Here is a 15470-nt window from a genome sequence, read left to right as displayed (position 1 = left end):
GCTATTGAGGTAACAACTGGTTCTATTTCATGAGTAGTGAGCAGGGTTGTAACTGCTAAAGATTCACAATGTTAAAACACCGAGAAGAATAACAATTATACAGCATCTGTAGGGAACAGTTTATGTCTAAATCTATTATTAATTCTTATGAATCTGCGTATAAAAACACATAATATAAGTTTTTTTCAATTATATTGTATTATACATTTTAAACGATGAAGGTACTTGTAGTTGACGATGAAGCTGATGTGCAGCCACTGTTTGTACAGCGCTTTCGCAAAGAGATACGGAATGGCGAAATCAGTTTTTCATTTGCTCTTTCCGGAGAAGAGGCGGTTAATTATATGGAGCAACATCCCTCGGAGATAGTTCTCATATTGTCCGACATTAACATGCCTGGTATGAGCGGTATCGAATTGCTCCGGCAGATCAGGGGGAAATACAATACGCCTCCTCCGGTTGTCATGATGATCACTGCTTATAGTGATGAGGAAAATTACCAGCAGGCGATGCAGTACGGAGCTGATGATTTTTTAACAAAGCCGCTGGACTTCAGTGCTCTAAAGGATAAATTTAAAACGCTGGCTATTTGATGGCAAAGATACTCGTGGTAGATGATGAGGCCGATCTGGAGCTTCTGATCAAACAGAAGTTCAGACGGAAGATACGGGAGAACACTTACAAATTTGTTTTTGCGCAGAACGGTTTAGAAGCATTGAAAAGGCTTCAGGAACATCCTGATCTGGATATCGTGCTCAGCGATATTAACATGCCGGAGATGGATGGCTTAACGCTGCTCACAAAGCTTCCGGAAATAAACCCCATCATCAAAGCAGTTATCGTGTCAGCTTATGGCGATATGGAGAACATCCGGACAGCCATGAACCGCGGGGCCTTCGACTTTGTATGCAAGCCAGTGAACTTCGAAGACCTGGAACTTACGATGGAGAAAACCTTCCAGCACGTTAATCAGATGCGGGCAACCCTGAAGGCCATCAAAGAAAACAATATCCTCAAAATGTATGTGGACGAGAATGTTCTCAACTTCATGACGCATAAGGAATTTGAGAACAGCCTGATGCTGAACGAGACGATAGAGGCCACGGTAATGTTCATCGACATTTGTGGCTTTACGGCTATTACAGAGAATGTGCCCGCCAATACAGTAATCAACATACTCAACAGGCTGTTTGACCTGATGGTGAAGGGGGTGATAGCCCAGGAAGGCCATGTAGATAAGTTTATGGGAGATGCCATACTCGCTGTATTCAGGGGGGAGTATCACCTGGACAGAGCAATAGACGCAGCTATAGCCATCAGGAAAGAATTTGAAGCCGTTGAGGAAATAGTGTCTGATGGCACCGTATACAAACCACAGGTGTCTATCGGTTTAAGTTCAGGCGAAATGGTATCGGGTAACATAGGTTCGGCCTCACTTAAACGGCTGGATTATACTGTTATTGGCGATGTAGTAAACGTAGCGCAACGTTTGCAAGCCTCAGCCCAGCCAGGTCAGATAGTGATCACGTCTAATGTTTATGAGAAGGTAAAAGAATCTTTTATGTGCCGCCAGTTAGGCGAAGTGAAGCTTAAAAACAAAATCACCCCTGTCATGCTCTACGAAGTGCTGGAGTAAGCGCAAGTTTGAGCTTAATTCTCAGTGCCAGGTTGCTTTATTTTGTTCAACCTCATTCCTGCACCAAAAAGGAGGTGCACCGCTGCATTTGTTACCCGTGCATGCCCGTCCACTACAGGCACCTGAACATAAGAGGCTGTGACTCTGCCTTCGCAGAAAGCGAACCACCGTTCAGAAAAATAATATCGTTTAGCGACAGCGGCCTCCACGGTAGGTCCGGAAATGTAATACCCTTTGTGGAAAATGCCTCTGTTCTCAGGGAAAGGCTTGTTCCGGATAGTAGACTCAGGGTGCGTGATAACAATGCCTGCTCCGGCCGACCAGGTGAGCCCCTTGATTTGCCATAATCGGTTAATCGTGAGTAAATTAAAACCATCAGTTATGGATAACCGCTGTACTTCCGGAGGATTGTTATGGAGAATAAGCTTGTGATGTGTAAATTTCAGCTCCCATCCCTTTTCTTCTTTCAAGGAACTTAGCCGCACGTCATAATAAATCGGTGGCGTAAATGGCTCCGTGCGGTAATCGGCCATAAGACGTATCGGCGCTGCATCTGCCTGCTGTATGCGTAAGGGAGACCTAAAGTTATGTACAGCGCCGCCTGCTATGCCTATTTCCCAACTGCGTTCCTGCCCCAAGCTAAGTAATGGCATCATCGCCAGCAAAAGGACTTCAAATACATGCGCTACCCTCATCATCTTTTCTCCTCTTAATCCTTCTTACGATTCCTGAAGTATTGGCGGTTTAAAAAGCCTGTATACAATTCATTCGGCAAATGTGTGGCGGCGAAAAAAACTTGTAAGGCAAAGAATTATTAGCACTTCTAACCTTCCAGTACAGTTATGTACTGAACCGGTACCTGTTCTGTGAGCCATACCTTGTTTTCTGACTCGAAGAACTGAAATCCATCTGAATGCATGCCTGCTGTGTTGATGCATAATACAACTGCCTCGCCATGTCTCCTCCCAACCTGCAGGGCAGTAGCAACATCAGTAGAGAGATGCACATGGTGCCGCTTTCTTTTCTCAAGTCCTGATGCCAGTATGGCCTGCAAATGTTTTTTGCTGGTACCATGGTAAAGCATGGGGGGAGGTGTTTGTGCAGTATAGCAGAGTTCTACTGCAACAGAGTGTCCCTGATTTGCCCTTATTTTTGTTCTGTTGTCATCAAAGGCGAACCTTTTTTTGTTGTTCGTCTCCACCACATGCTGCAACATTTCAGGAGTGACAGCCAGACCTTTCCTGTTCATTTGCCGGATCAGGAAATCAACATCAGCCCATCCCTGCTCATCCAGTGTAATATCCAGCTTTTCGGGCCGGTGCCTCAGAACATGACTCAGAAACTTGCTCAGGCGTATGCTTTCCTTTTCGCTTATCATTAGAATACACAAAGCACTGTTCTTCTTATCAGCCTGTTTTACCAGGGCTGCTCCTCATCGCTAATACTGCCTGTGCTGTTCCCAAAGCCGTTTTGCGCATTATAGGGAGTGCCTCTCCCTTCCAGATGGTCTTTCATGTCCATTTCCAGTTTCAGCCGGTCTAGCCTCATAAACTCTATCCAAAGCTTTTTGTCCTGTGCCGTCATCCTGTCTATAAGTTCCCCGAGTTGTAGCTCCTTTCCCTCGCTCACTGCCTGCTGCAGGTAAGGGTCTGAACGCAGCAGTTCATTTATCTTCTGGCGAAAGTGCGCATTCAGGAGATTGTATTTTTCATCGTCCCATTCATTTGTGTTTCCGTTTGTTGGCATATGTGAAATTTAGTATTATCGATTTTAGATAAAGTAGGTAGAAAATGCTCTGTTAGTACGTAAAACTACGTACAGCTGCATCAAAGGCCTGAAAAGCTTTGTATACGTAAGGAAAATCCTTTGCGGAGAAATAAATAAACATAACGGCTCACCCTGCCGGTGTAAGTTTGTAGATAATATTTTAACGAAGCAAAAGCACAAAATGCTTCGTAATGCACTCACATGGCTGTAAAAGAAAGACACAAATACATTGTTCATCTGCTTGCCCGTTATGGATGTTTCTCTATCGGCATGGTGTATCTTATAGTGGGGGTTATAGCCATTTTGTCCTTTCTGAAAATGTCCAAAGCTGCTGCTGATGAAGCACGCATGGTCGAGATAATAATGGATTTGCCTTTAGGAGAGGTGCTGTTATGGATCCTGATTATAGGACTTGGGGGGTATATTGTATGGCGTGTGTTTGAGGCTGTAACAGACCCTTATGAAATGGGAGGAGACTATTCCGGCTTGGCAAAGCGAACAGGCATTGCCCTGAGCGGCTTTGGCTATGGTCTGGTAGCCTATACCACGATTCAAATCATGTCAGGCAATAGTAGTGGTAATGAGCAGGAGACACAGCTATTTATAGCAGAGGTTTTTACTTGGGCAGGAGGCCGTTGGCTGGTAGGTTTGTCAGGCCTGATGACTGCTTTGGCAGGGATAACGGAATTCTATTACGTGGCGAAGGGTGACTATACCCAGCGGATACATATGGATGAGTTTTCGGAAGGCTGGGCGAAAGCTGTACATGCCTTGGCGTGGGCTGGCTTTTGTGCCCGAGGCATTCTCTTGTTAGTGCTGGGTTACTTTTTTATCAAAGCGGCCATACAAATAGATCCCCAGGAAATTGGAGACACGGACACCGCTTTTGATTTTATCGGCGCTGGCGGTAGTGTTTTAGGAGATATCGCTTTTATACTTGTTGCCGGCGGAACAATTGCCTATGGCATTTTCATGTTCGTGTTCGGTTCCTTTCATCAGTTCAAAAAAGAATATGATTAGCTTCTCTATTCACACTCAAATGTTTTAACACCATACCATTTTCTACTCAGAAAGAACTGCGCTCGCCATTGCTACACCTTTCCAAGCCTACATAACTACATCATGCATCAGCTCATAGCGTATAGCTTTGGTTTAACTGACGAGTGGTATCAGCAGCAAGCTTCACTGATACCAGCGAACATAGTAGAAATAGTAGAATATAAGAAAAACTCTGCTGAAACAACTCCTTCCCTCAATAAGCGACGACCTCTCAAGAAATCTTTTTGCCAAACCATAAAGCCAGATCAGCCCTACGCCTGATACTTTTACTTACAGTGGGGAATCCTGTGTTGTTTTACTATATTGATCCTGATTTCAAAGACGATAGCCAATCAATAGAAGGGAACACACTCTCCGATATGGAGTGGCTTCTTCATCAGCTAAAAAATGAGAAAAAAGCTTTTATGGGTTGTTTTGCCCCTCGCCGGAGCACTGTCCTATTCCTGTGCAACGCAACCTGCAATAAAACAAGAGGAGCAGGAGGTTCTCAGCGGTTGGCCCACGTATGCCGGCAGCAAAGCAGGAAACCGCTATTCTTCAAACGAGCAGATTACGCCAGAGAATATCAACCAATTAGAGATAGCCTGGCGCTACAGTACGGGCGACAAAGATCCAAAAAATCACTCTCAGATTCAGTGTAACCCTATTATGGTGGATGGTGTGCTATATGGCACATCGCCCTACCTGAAGCTGTTTGCCCTTGATGCTGCAACAGGTGAGCAAAAATGGCTGTTCGATCCGGCACATGCAGGAAGCAACCCGGACGGTGATATGGCTTGGTTTCACCAGGTAAACCGGGGCGTAGTGTATTGGGAGAGTGCCGAAGGAAATGAAAAACGGATACTGTATAGTGTAGGCCCCAGACTTTTTGCGGTTAATGCTGCAGATGGAACACTCATTGAAAGCTTTGGCAAAGGTGGCTCCATAGATTTGGCAGCAGGTCTGGACAGGGAAGGAACAGAGGATGCCTACATTGCGGGCACTACACCCGGTGTCATATACAAAGATTTGCTCATAATGGGCATGCGTGTTACCGAAGATGGTGATGCCGCACCCGGCCATATCCGGGCTTTTGATGTACGCACCGGTGAGCGCCGGTGGATCTTCCATACCATTCCCCATCCGGGAGAGAAAGGGTATGACACCTGGGATGACCCGGATGCCTGGCAAAAAATAGGCGGAGCGAACAGTTGGGCGGGTATGTCGCTTGATGAGGAGCGGGGCATTGTGTATGTGCCTACCGGTACGGCCGGCCCCGACTTTTATGGCGGCGTGCGCAAAGGTCAGAATTTATTTGCCAATAGCCTGCTTGCCCTGGATGCCGCTACCGGAAATTACATCTGGCATTACCAGGTGGTGCACCACGATTTGTGGGACCGCGATCTGCCTGCCAACCCGAACCTGGTGACAATTAACAAGGACGGTAAGAAAATAGATGCCGTTGCTCAGATTACCAAGCACGGTTATATATTTATGTTCAATAGGGATACCGGCGAACCCATTTTTCCTATTGAAGAAAAGCCTGTGCCAACCCATGGTTTGCCCGGTGAAAAAGTGTGGCCAACCCAGCCCATTCCCACACTGCCAGAACCATTTGCCCGTCATAAGTTTGAGGAAGAGGATGTGTCTGACCTGACACCGGAAACGCATCAGCAAATGCTGGAAAAGTACAGACAGGTGCAGCACAAGGAGATGTTTTATCCTCCAAGTAAAGAGGGCAGTTGGATTTTCCCTGGCTATGATGGTGGAGGGGAGTGGGGTGGTGCTGCCGTAGACCCGGAATCTGGTATTATGTATGTTAACAGCAGCGAACTGCCCTGGATACTCACCATGATGGATGTGCCCAAAGAAGCCGGTGAAGATCTTTCCGTGAAGGGCATTGGTAAAACTGTGTACAACAAGTATTGCATCTCCTGCCATGGAACTGAGTTGAAAGGAAACGGCACCTCCATTCCGGATTTATCAGCTTTGAACAAGCGCATGAATGAGGAGCAGGTAAACAGCATCATTGCGTCCGGCCGCAATATGATGCCGGCTTTCAGGCAGATACCCGAAAATGAACGGGTCGCTCTGATTGCCTTTCTGCTGAACACAGAAGATAAGGAAGCCCACGCCAAACTGGAACTGGCAAAGGAAGTTGGCGGTGCCGAGGCCGATAACATAGCAGGCACAAAGAACATTATCGGTGATATCCCTTATGTATCTACCGGCTATCACCGCTTCCTGGACAAGAACGGCTACCCTGGCATCAAACCTCCCTGGGGCACGATGAACGCAGTAGACCTGAACAGTGGCAAACTGCTCTGGAAGGTACCGCTGGGGGAGTATGAGGAGCTGACAAGGAAAGGCATTCCACCAACAGGCACAGAGAATTACGGTGGCCCATTGGTTACGAAAGGAGGCCTTGTGTTTATTGCCGCGACAAAGGACGAAAAAATAAGGGCTTTTGATAAAAAGACAGGAAAGGTGCTCTGGGAGGCGAAGTTGCCTGCAGCAGGCTATGCCACCCCTGCCACCTACAATCTGAACGGCAGGCAGTATGTAGTGATTGCCTGTGGTGGAGGTAAAATCGGCAGTCCCTCCGGTGACGAATATGTTGCCTTTGCGCTGCCTGAGAGTTTAAATTAGAATTAAGCTGATGCCCTTGCATTTTTTGCAATAGTAGACGCTGTTGTCTTTTGCCCCGGAAAGCTTTACATTAAGGGTGAAGTAATACTGCGGAATTCTTCTGGCTAGATTCTCAAACATAACATCTTATGACTTCTAAACTACTTACCCTTGGTGCTTCACTTTTTTTAATAAGCTTTTTGCCTGTTGCGGCGCAGCACTTTCGTGTCAGCGATAACGAGCGCTATATAGTTAAAGCAGACGGCACTCCTTTCTTCTACTTGGGTGATACAGCCTGGGAACTGTTCCATCGGCTAAACCGCGAAGAAGCAGACCTGTATTTAAAGAACCGGGCCGAGAAGGGTTTTACAGTAATTCAGGCAGTAGTGCTGGCAGAGGTGAATGGCCTTCGGGACCCGAACCCCTACGGCGATTTGCCACTATATAACGAAGACCCAACGAAGCCAAACGATGCCTACTTTCAGCATGTGGACTACATCGTGAATAAGGCGGAAGAACTGGGCTTGACCATCGGTATGTTACCCACCTGGGGTGATAAGCTGTTTAAGAACACCTGGGGACAAGGACCAGAGGTATTCAATACTTCTAATGCTAAAGTCTTTGGGGAGTATGTAGGCAGGCGCTATAAAGACAAGCCTATCATCTGGATTATGGGTGGAGACCGCGACCCACGCCACGAGCAGGATGAAGCGGTATGGACTGCCATGGCGGAAGGCATTACAGCGGGAGCAGGGGATGGTGATCCGGCGAAGGTAATGATAACCTTCCATCCTTCAGGAGGCTCTGGTTCCTCTAAGTGGTTCCATAACGACAATTGGCTGGATTTTAACATGTACCAGACAGGCCACTGCCGTGACGCGAAGGTGTACGAGAAGATAACGCATGATTACAATTTAACTCCAACCAAGCCAACTATGGATGGAGAGCCCATTTACGAAGACCATCCCGTTTGTTTCAACGCAAAGGAGTTAGGTTATTCAGAGGCGCATGATGTGCGTCGCGCTGCTTATCAGGACCTGTTTGCCGGTGCTCATGGCCACACCTACGGCTGCCACGACATCTGGCAGATGTACACGCCGGAGCGAAATGCTATTAACGGGCCCAGAAGATCGTGGAAAGAAGCGCTTGACTTACCCGGAGCTACACAAATGACGCATGTGCGGACTCTAATGGAATCACGGCCTTTCCTGATGCGCGTTCCAGACCAGAAGCTGGTGCGGGAAGCTTATACAGGAGCGGAGCGCATACAGGCCACGCGGAGCGAAGACTTTGCCTTTATATACAGCACAGCTGGTAAACCAATAGACGTAAACATGGGCGTCATTTCTGGTAAAAGAATAAACGCCACGTGGTTTGATCCGCGTACAGGAGAATCTACCTCTATAGGGAAGTTCAGAAACGAAGGCACTAAAGTCTTTACGCCACCTACCAACGGCCCAGACAATGACTGGGTGCTGATACTGGACGATGCGAAAAAGAATTATGCTGCTCCAAAGAAAAGAGAGGTTTGATGTTTCTGATGCAAGAACAGGAGTTATAGCCTATATCAGCTGAAGCATACAGGTACGGGTTATTAAAAGATTCCTACAAAGAAGAAGTCGAAGAGATTAATCTCTTCGACTTCTTCTTTGTAGGGAATTAATATGATTATATATACAAAGAATATAATATACGTAGAAGAGTAGTAGTACAGTATTCCTTTATGAAGATTAGTTTAAGCGGCTGATTTAGAGCTTTGATGATAGATGGTAGAGGTGGAAGTCCTGCCGTTTGATCCAAGAATCTAAGATTTTATGCTAAACAGAACCAATACCTAACCCCGCGACATCTGCTACTATGGAAATAAAAAATCACGTCCTCTACGATCCGGACAATACCCGAATCACTTACAGCCATACTCCCAATAGAAGCGGCTTATATGTTCCGAAGTACCTTGTGATGCATTACACTGCTGTAACCACCATGCAATCTACTGTTAACTGGTTTCAGAACCCGAATGCGCAGGCTTCGGCGCATTTGCTTATCGGTAGAGATGGTGCTATCCATCAGTTCGCACCCTTCAACGTGGTTACCTGGCATGCTGGCAGAAGCAGCTGGCGAGGCTTATCCGGGCTTAACTGGCATTCTATAGGTATTGAGCTTGTAAACGGAGGGAGGCTTGTGCGGAAAGGAGCAAAATGGGTATGTCCGGTTGATGGTCGGCCTGTCCCTGACGATAATGTGGTGATGGCTGTACATAAAAATGAAAATCAGGTAGCTGGCTGGCACGAATATACGGAACAGCAGCTGGAGGTCAGTCTGCATATAGCCTCTTTGCTGGTGAACGCATATAACCTGCAGGATGTGCTGGGGCATGAGGATATTTCTCCACTGCGCAAGTCAGATCCGGGGCCAGCTTTTCCGATGAGCAGCTTTAGGGCAAGGGCCATGGGCAGGAGGGACGAAACGCTTGATGAATATGTCACCTCAACAGATTTGAACATCCGCTCCGGCCCTGGAGCCGGCTATAGCGTGTTAAGCCGGCCACTGCCTGCCGGTACCAGAGTGCTATCCCTGAAGCAGGAGGGCAACTGGTCTTTTGTGGAAGTGTTGGATGTGGTGCACGGCATAATGGACCTGGAGGGGTGGGTCGCGCGAAAGTATCTGGTCTAAAAATAGCTTACAGAGCTCAACCAAATTAATAGTAGGCCTACAAGCACTATTATTAGATATATTTGGTGATAAACTTGTATCCAATTGGATTAAAAGACGTATTTTAAATTATATATCCTGTTATATAGCTGCTAATAAGTAGTAGGCATTGACAAAGGTACTGCGTCACTTTGTTATAGTTTCTCAGGCACTGTCAATAGTAGAAACGTGCTTTATTGCATCGAGAGGCCTTTATCAAAGTATACACCCTGCGCTTTGAATGCCTTCCTGGTGAAATACGGGAGCAGGCAATACGTTGAAAGCCCCCCGGAACAGCTTCCTGTCAACCTGAAGTATCTCTTCATACTCAGGTTCTTCCCCTTGATGTGTTGCGCTCATACTATAACATAAGCTGTTTCTGTCCATCCATCATTTTCAGCTTGAATCAGACCGGATAAGCATACGCTTGGCTTGTACACCTGTATGGTAGCTGGCTGTTTCAACCGTCCTTTATAAAAGCTTCACCCTCTTGGCTTAATGTTGCTGCTTTGCACGGTAAATGTGCTTTATAATATGTGCTGCATTGGTAGCTGCTGAATAAGATTGTTTTTCTGTCGCCTTGGCTGAGGGTGCGGTCTTAGCCAGATAATTAGGAGTAGTTTTTTATAACCTTCAATAAAGATAAAAAATGAAAGTAGAACAGTTTACTACAAACAACGGCCTTGTACAGGCTGAGCTGGCTGAACTGCGAGAGCGGGTGAAAGGAAAAACATTTTCTGATGTGGTTGATGACGAAGGACACCAATATGTGGACCTGGTAATGGAAGGTGGAGGCATGTTGGGCATTGCCCTGGTGGGATATGTATACGTGCTGGAGCAGATGGGAATACGGTTTTTACAATTAGGCGGTACCTCTGCAGGTTCTATTAATGCCATGCTGATGGCGGCTGCAGGACCAAAAAATAAAGAGGCCAGCAAGTGGATTCTGGAGATATTAGCCAATAAAAACTTCGAAGAGTTTGTGGACGGAGACTCTGATGCCAAAGATTTTGTGAAGGCTATTACCGCAGACAGCAGCATAAAGAAGCTTCTCTGGAAAGGTGCACAGGTGATAGATAATATGCGGGATGATTTTGGGTTGAACCCGGGGCAGAACTTTCATGATTGGTTATCAGCGCTTCTCAAGGAAAGGGGAGTAGACACCTGGGGCAAATTAAAGCAGCTCAGGCTGCAGGGGAATGAGAACTTAAAGCTTAGAGATGGCAGCGCCTATACTTCAGATACAGTAGGCAGGTTAGCTCTGGTGGCCGCTGATATTACGACTCAAACGAAGGTGAACTTCCCTGCTATGGCTGATATGTACTGGGCAGACCCTGATCAGGTAAACCCGGCTGATTTTGTCCGCGCTTCCATGTCTATTCCTTTCTTCTTTCACCCTTTCCGGCTCAGAGACCTTCCTTATGGCCCCAATGAGTTAAAGAAATGGAGGGAAGTCGGCTATACAGGTAATATTCCTGATGAGGTCTTTTTTATTGATGGCGGTATAAACTCTAACTTCCCCATCGACCTCTTCCACGACAATAATAAAGTACCTGAGGCGCCTACCTTCGGTGTAAAATTGGGAGCAGACCGTGACAAGCCTAAAATAATAAGCAAGTTCCCCAATTTAGTGGGTGCTATTTTCGACTCAGCCCGGCAGGTGCATGATTTCGATTTCATTACAAAGAACCCTGACTATCGCCACCTGGTACATTGCCTCGATACTGACCACTTTGACTGGCTTGACTTCAGTATGCCGGATGAGGAAAAGCTTCGGTTGTTTGAAACCGGGGTGAGGGGCGCAGCTAACTTCCTCATCAAGTTTGACTGGGAGAAGTATAAAGAGCTCCGATCTACCATGGTGACGGTGAAACATAAGTCGGATGACATGGTTGCCAATGCCGCTGTCCAGAAGTTAATAAACGAAGTAAGACCTGACAAGCAGGATGCAGCTATTGGCGAGCAGGATATTTAAATTTTCTTTTTTTTAACAATTAGATATTCATTCAATACTTCTTTCAAAGTTTAAGCCGAATTGCCACCATTCCAGCTCGCGTGGGCCTGTTTAAGTAAGATTTACAGCCCACCCGCTGGTTGTGGTGTACTTTAGGGCTTGTTTTTATGTACTTCTCCTCCCTCCGGGCCTTTTGTAAGATAAGCTATCATAAAGCCTGTCTAAAAAGTTGTGGCTTAGGCGGCGGCTCCAGAAAGCACTTAAAAGATTGGCCGCCATAGTTTGGTTTGGCTTTCATAGATTTTTGTGTCTATATTTTCTCTGGCTAAAATCTTTAGATAGCTTATTGTGGTGTTAGTATACTATTGTGATAATCATATGCTTAATGTGAAGTATATGAATTTTTTCTATAGCTTATATTGCTGTAGATTTCCTCCCTTTTTGTTTCTTACTGCTTCTTCTGGTTTGGTATCACTTTGAAGAAATCCTATTGCCAGGCTTTGCCTGCGAACTACCATTTGTGAGCAATTCTGGTTATCTTGTGGGGGAATACACTGATTTTCCACGAACCTGCAATCTGCCTGAGTACCTTGAAAAAATATACATCTTTTTGCCTTGTTTTCATCATGCTAATGATGTTTGGAACATACGGACTGCAGGGGCAGACCTCCCGCAGTAAGTTCCGGGAGCCTGCTGCCCAGAGAACTGATACTGCTTCTTTTAATCCTGACAAAGACCCCGCTTTTCTGAATGCAAAGCAAGCGTGGGTAGATTCCGTTTTTGCAACCCTGACGCCTGAAGAACGCATCGCGCAGTTGATTATGATTCCGGTGTACTCCAACAGAGATCAGGCGCACATCGACTCCATCAGCAACCTCATCAGGACCTATAAAGTGGGAGGGGTGATCTTCTTCCAGGGAGGCCCGGTGCGGCAGGCCAAGATGACCAACCGCTACCAAAGCGAAAGCAAAGTGCCCCTGATGGTGACCATCGATGCGGAATGGGGGCTGGCAATGCGCCTCGACAGCACTGTGCGTTTTCCATACCAGATGTCGATAGGTGGGATAGAGGATGAGCAACTGATTTATGAAATGGGAGCAGAGATTGCCCGCCAGTGTAAGCGACTGGGCATTCATGTGAACTTCGCCCCAACCGTAGACATTAACAACAACGCTAACAACCCTGTTATCGGCTTCCGCTCCTTCGGGGAGGATAAGTATAATGTTACGCGAAAGTCATTGGCATATATGAGCGGTATGCAGGATCAGCACGTACTGGCCAGTGCCAAGCACTTTCCCGGCCATGGCGATACCAATGTGGATTCGCACTATGGGCTGCCCCTGATAAATTTCTCGCGCATACGCCTGGACTCAGTAGAGTTATACCCTTTCAGGGAGCTTATGCAAAATGGGTTGGGAAGCGTGATGGTAGCCCACATGAACATCCCTGTGCTGGACAATACGCCCAATCTTGCCTCCACACTCTCAAAGCCTATTGTCAGTGAACTATTAAAAGAAGAGTTGGGGTATAAAGGCCTGATTTTCACGGATGCTTTGAACATGCAGGGGGTGGCCAAATATTATGAGCCGGGTGTGGTAGACGTAAAAGCTTTGCTGGCTGGCAACGACATGCTCCTGAACTCGATGGATGTGAAGATGACGATTCAGGAGGTGAAGAAAGCGATACTGAACAATGAAATTACACAGGAAGAGGTTGATGCCCGTTGCAGGAAAGTACTGGCTGCCAAGCAATGGGTGGGCCTGGACAAATGGCAACCTATCGAAACCGAACATCTTATTGAGGACCTGAACAACCCACATGCCCTTTACCTCAATCATCAACTCACAGAAGCTTCACTCACCCTGCTACGTAACAAAAGTAATATCCTGCCAATCCAGGGCCTGGACACGCTGCGGATAGCCGCATTAGCTATAGGCACAACGCAGGAGACAGACTTCCAGCATGGTCTGTCCCGGTATATGCAGGTAGATACCTTCTTCTTGCCGGCCAACAGTACCATTGCTGAGTTACAACAACTGAAAGAGAAGTTGCAGGAGTATAACCTGGTTATAGCTGGCGTTCATAAGCTGCAGCTGAAAGCCGGCAGCGCTAATTTCGGCATCACCGCCGAAATGAACCTGTTCCTGAAAGACCTTATCCGGTCGAAGCTTACCATTGTGAGTGTATTCGGTAATGTGTATAGCCTTGCTAAATTCGAAAGCATCGAAAATGCCGATGCTGTGCTGACGGCCTATCAGGAGACGCCCCTGACACAGGACCTGGCAGCACAGATGATTTTTGGTGGCATCGGCGCAAAGGGAAGTTTGCCGGTTACTGTTTCGAATGCATTCAGGTTGGGAGACGGCTTGAAAACGGAGGGAGGCCTTCGGTTAGCGTACAGTGTGCCGGAAGCAGTAGGGATAAAGACACAGGATTTGGCTGGCATAGACTCGCTGGTGGCCCAGGCCATGCAGGAAAAAGCCACGCCGGGTGCGCAGGTATTGGTGGCTAAGAACGGCAAGGTTATCTATCAGAAAGCCTTCGGGTACCATACCTACGACAACGAGGTGCCGGTGCATATCAACGACCTTTACGACCTGGCATCGGTTACAAAAGTCAGCACTTCTCTGGCGGCCCTTATGAAGCTCAAAGGGGAAGGAAAGTTCGACCCGAACAAAACACTCGGCACGTATTTGCCGATGGCAGTAGGGTCCAACAAGGAAAACCTGAATTATAAAGACATTCTTACGCACCAGGCAAGGCTAAAATCGTGGATACCGTTCTGGAAAGAGACTGTGAGGAAAAGCGGGAAGTTTAAATGGAGAACCTTCAAAGCCGATTCCTCTGCCCGCTTCCCTATCAAAGTGGCAGAGAACCTGTACATGCACCGCAAATACACCGATAAGATATATGAGCAGATCATGGAGTCTCCGATGAACCAGCAGGCTGGCTATGTGTACAGTGATTTGTCTTTTATACTTGCGCCACTGGTGGTGCAGAATATTACGGGCCAGGACTTTGAGTCTTACCTGAAGGAGAGTATTTATGAGCCATTAGGTGCCACCACGTTAACTTTCAACCCTTACAAAAAGTACCCTGCCTCCCGCATTGTGCCAACAGAGTATGAGCCACACTTCCGGAAGCAACTGCTGCACGGCACCGTGCACGATGAGGGGGCTGCTATGCTGGGCGGTATCAGTGGGCATGCCGGTTTGTTTGGCAACGCCAATGATGTGGCGAAGCTGATGCAACTGTACCTCAACGACGGAGAGTATGCCGGGAAGCAGTACATAGCGGGTAACACGGTCAGTGAATTCAGTAAGTGCCAGTTCTGCGACTTTGGCAACTACCGCGCCCTTGGCTTCGACCGTCCGGCTAAACCCGGCGCACAGAATAGTAACGCAGCTCCGGGTGCACCGGTAGAAAGCTTCGGGCATTCCGGCTTTACGGGAACCTATACCTGGATAGATCCTGTAAATGACCTGGTGTATGTATTCCTGTCGAACAGGGTACACCCCACTCGAGAAAACCTTAAGCTTAGTCAGCTAAATACCCGGACCAATGTGTTACAGGTGGTATATGATGCCTTGGAAAAATCGAAAAGCAATCCTGTAACTGTAAAGAGGTAATGTAGTAGCCTTTCGTTTGATCTATGTACAGGAAACAGCAAGGCTTCAATCTGGAGAGCTGGGAAGAGAGTCATTGATCAAAATGAAGGCTTGTGCCTAACAAAAACCTCCCGCAGGAATAAATCCT

General features: G+C 47.0%; 11 protein-coding genes. 8 read left to right on the top strand and 3 right to left on the bottom strand.

What is annotated here, in order from left to right; all coding sequences use genetic code 11:
- The first annotated feature begins 215 nt into the window (after positions 1–215).
- Positions 216–593, top strand: a complete 378-nt coding sequence (locus DXT99_RS03015) for a response regulator (RefSeq protein WP_115564041.1) — start codon at positions 216–218, stop codon at positions 591–593.
- Positions 590–1636 carry an adenylate/guanylate cyclase domain-containing protein gene (locus DXT99_RS03010; RefSeq protein ID WP_115564040.1) on the top strand — a complete coding sequence of 349 codons (1047 nt, stop codon included), beginning with the start codon at positions 590–592 and terminating at the stop codon, positions 1634–1636. The genes DXT99_RS03015 and DXT99_RS03010 overlap by 4 nt, the downstream gene beginning before the upstream one ends.
- Positions 1637–1650: 14 nt before the next feature.
- Here DXT99_RS03010 and DXT99_RS03005 read toward each other — a convergent pair whose 3' ends face one another.
- The 3 genes from DXT99_RS03005 to DXT99_RS02995 form a co-directional block, all read right to left on the bottom strand.
- A complete protein-coding gene (locus DXT99_RS03005; protein WP_147294162.1) occupies positions 1651–2334 on the bottom strand; it encodes a hypothetical protein in 684 nt (227 codons plus the stop codon).
- Between the two features lie 125 nt (positions 2335–2459).
- Positions 2460–3014 carry an RNA 2'-phosphotransferase gene (locus DXT99_RS03000; protein ID WP_181885011.1) on the bottom strand — a complete coding sequence of 185 codons (555 nt, stop codon included), beginning with the start codon at positions 3012–3014 and terminating at the stop codon, positions 2460–2462.
- Positions 3015–3052: 38 nt separating this feature from the next.
- On the bottom strand, positions 3053–3382 hold the full coding sequence (locus DXT99_RS02995) for a hypothetical protein (RefSeq protein ID WP_115564038.1): 330 nt from the start codon (positions 3380–3382) through the stop codon (positions 3053–3055).
- A gap of 222 nt (positions 3383–3604) precedes the next feature.
- On the opposite strand from DXT99_RS02995, the gene DXT99_RS02990 reads away from it, so the two are divergent.
- The 6 genes from DXT99_RS02990 (at position 3605) to DXT99_RS02960 (ending at position 15343) form a co-directional block, all read left to right on the top strand.
- Positions 3605–4423, top strand: coding sequence for a DUF1206 domain-containing protein (locus DXT99_RS02990; protein WP_115564037.1), 819 nt, complete (start codon positions 3605–3607; stop codon positions 4421–4423).
- A gap of 426 nt (positions 4424–4849) precedes the next feature.
- Positions 4850–7090 carry an outer membrane protein assembly factor BamB family protein gene (locus DXT99_RS02980; protein ID WP_115564035.1) on the top strand — a complete coding sequence of 747 codons (2241 nt, stop codon included), beginning with the start codon at positions 4850–4852 and terminating at the stop codon, positions 7088–7090.
- A gap of 128 nt (positions 7091–7218) precedes the next feature.
- Positions 7219–8601 carry a glycoside hydrolase family 140 protein gene (locus DXT99_RS02975; protein WP_115564034.1) on the top strand — a complete coding sequence of 461 codons (1383 nt, stop codon included), beginning with the start codon at positions 7219–7221 and terminating at the stop codon, positions 8599–8601.
- Between the two features lie 325 nt (positions 8602–8926).
- Entirely contained in the window at positions 8927–9742 is an 816-nt protein-coding gene (locus DXT99_RS02970) for an N-acetylmuramoyl-L-alanine amidase (protein ID WP_115564033.1), read from the top strand.
- Between the two features lie 667 nt (positions 9743–10409).
- Positions 10410–11735, top strand: coding sequence for a patatin-like phospholipase family protein (locus DXT99_RS02965; protein WP_115564032.1), 1326 nt, complete (start codon positions 10410–10412; stop codon positions 11733–11735).
- Between the two features lie 611 nt (positions 11736–12346).
- Complete coding sequence (locus DXT99_RS02960) at positions 12347–15343, top strand: glycoside hydrolase family 3 N-terminal domain-containing protein (RefSeq protein ID WP_246000421.1); 2997 nt, start codon at positions 12347–12349, stop codon at positions 15341–15343.
- The last annotated feature ends 127 nt before the right edge of the window (positions 15344–15470 follow it).

Origin of the sequence: Pontibacter diazotrophicus, from assembly GCF_003367245.1 — a bacterium.
Classification (GTDB): Bacteria; Bacteroidota; Bacteroidia; order Cytophagales; family Hymenobacteraceae; genus Pontibacter; species Pontibacter diazotrophicus.
This window is presented reverse-complemented; position numbering and strand designations above follow the sequence as displayed.

Coding starts and splice junctions, on each gene's coding strand:
- DXT99_RS03015 (WP_115564041.1), top strand. CDS start 216: ATGAAGGTACTTGTAGTTGACGATGAAGCTGATGTGCAGCCACTGTTT.
- DXT99_RS02965 (WP_115564032.1), top strand. CDS start 10,410: ATGAAAGTAGAACAGTTTACTACAAACAACGGCCTTGTACAGGCTGAG.
- DXT99_RS03005 (WP_147294162.1), bottom strand. CDS start 2,334: ATGATGAGGGTAGCGCATGTATTTGAAGTCCTTTTGCTGGCGATGATG.
- DXT99_RS02975 (WP_115564034.1), top strand. CDS start 7,219: ATGACTTCTAAACTACTTACCCTTGGTGCTTCACTTTTTTTAATAAGC.
- DXT99_RS02980 (WP_115564035.1), top strand. CDS start 4,850: ATGAGAAAAAAGCTTTTATGGGTTGTTTTGCCCCTCGCCGGAGCACTG.
- DXT99_RS02960 (WP_246000421.1), top strand. CDS start 12,347: ATGATGTTTGGAACATACGGACTGCAGGGGCAGACCTCCCGCAGTAAG.
- DXT99_RS02990 (WP_115564037.1), top strand. CDS start 3,605: ATGGCTGTAAAAGAAAGACACAAATACATTGTTCATCTGCTTGCCCGT.
- DXT99_RS02995 (WP_115564038.1), bottom strand. CDS start 3,382: ATGCCAACAAACGGAAACACAAATGAATGGGACGATGAAAAATACAAT.
- DXT99_RS03000 (WP_181885011.1), bottom strand. CDS start 3,014: ATGATAAGCGAAAAGGAAAGCATACGCCTGAGCAAGTTTCTGAGTCAT.
- DXT99_RS02970 (WP_115564033.1), top strand. CDS start 8,927: ATGGAAATAAAAAATCACGTCCTCTACGATCCGGACAATACCCGAATC.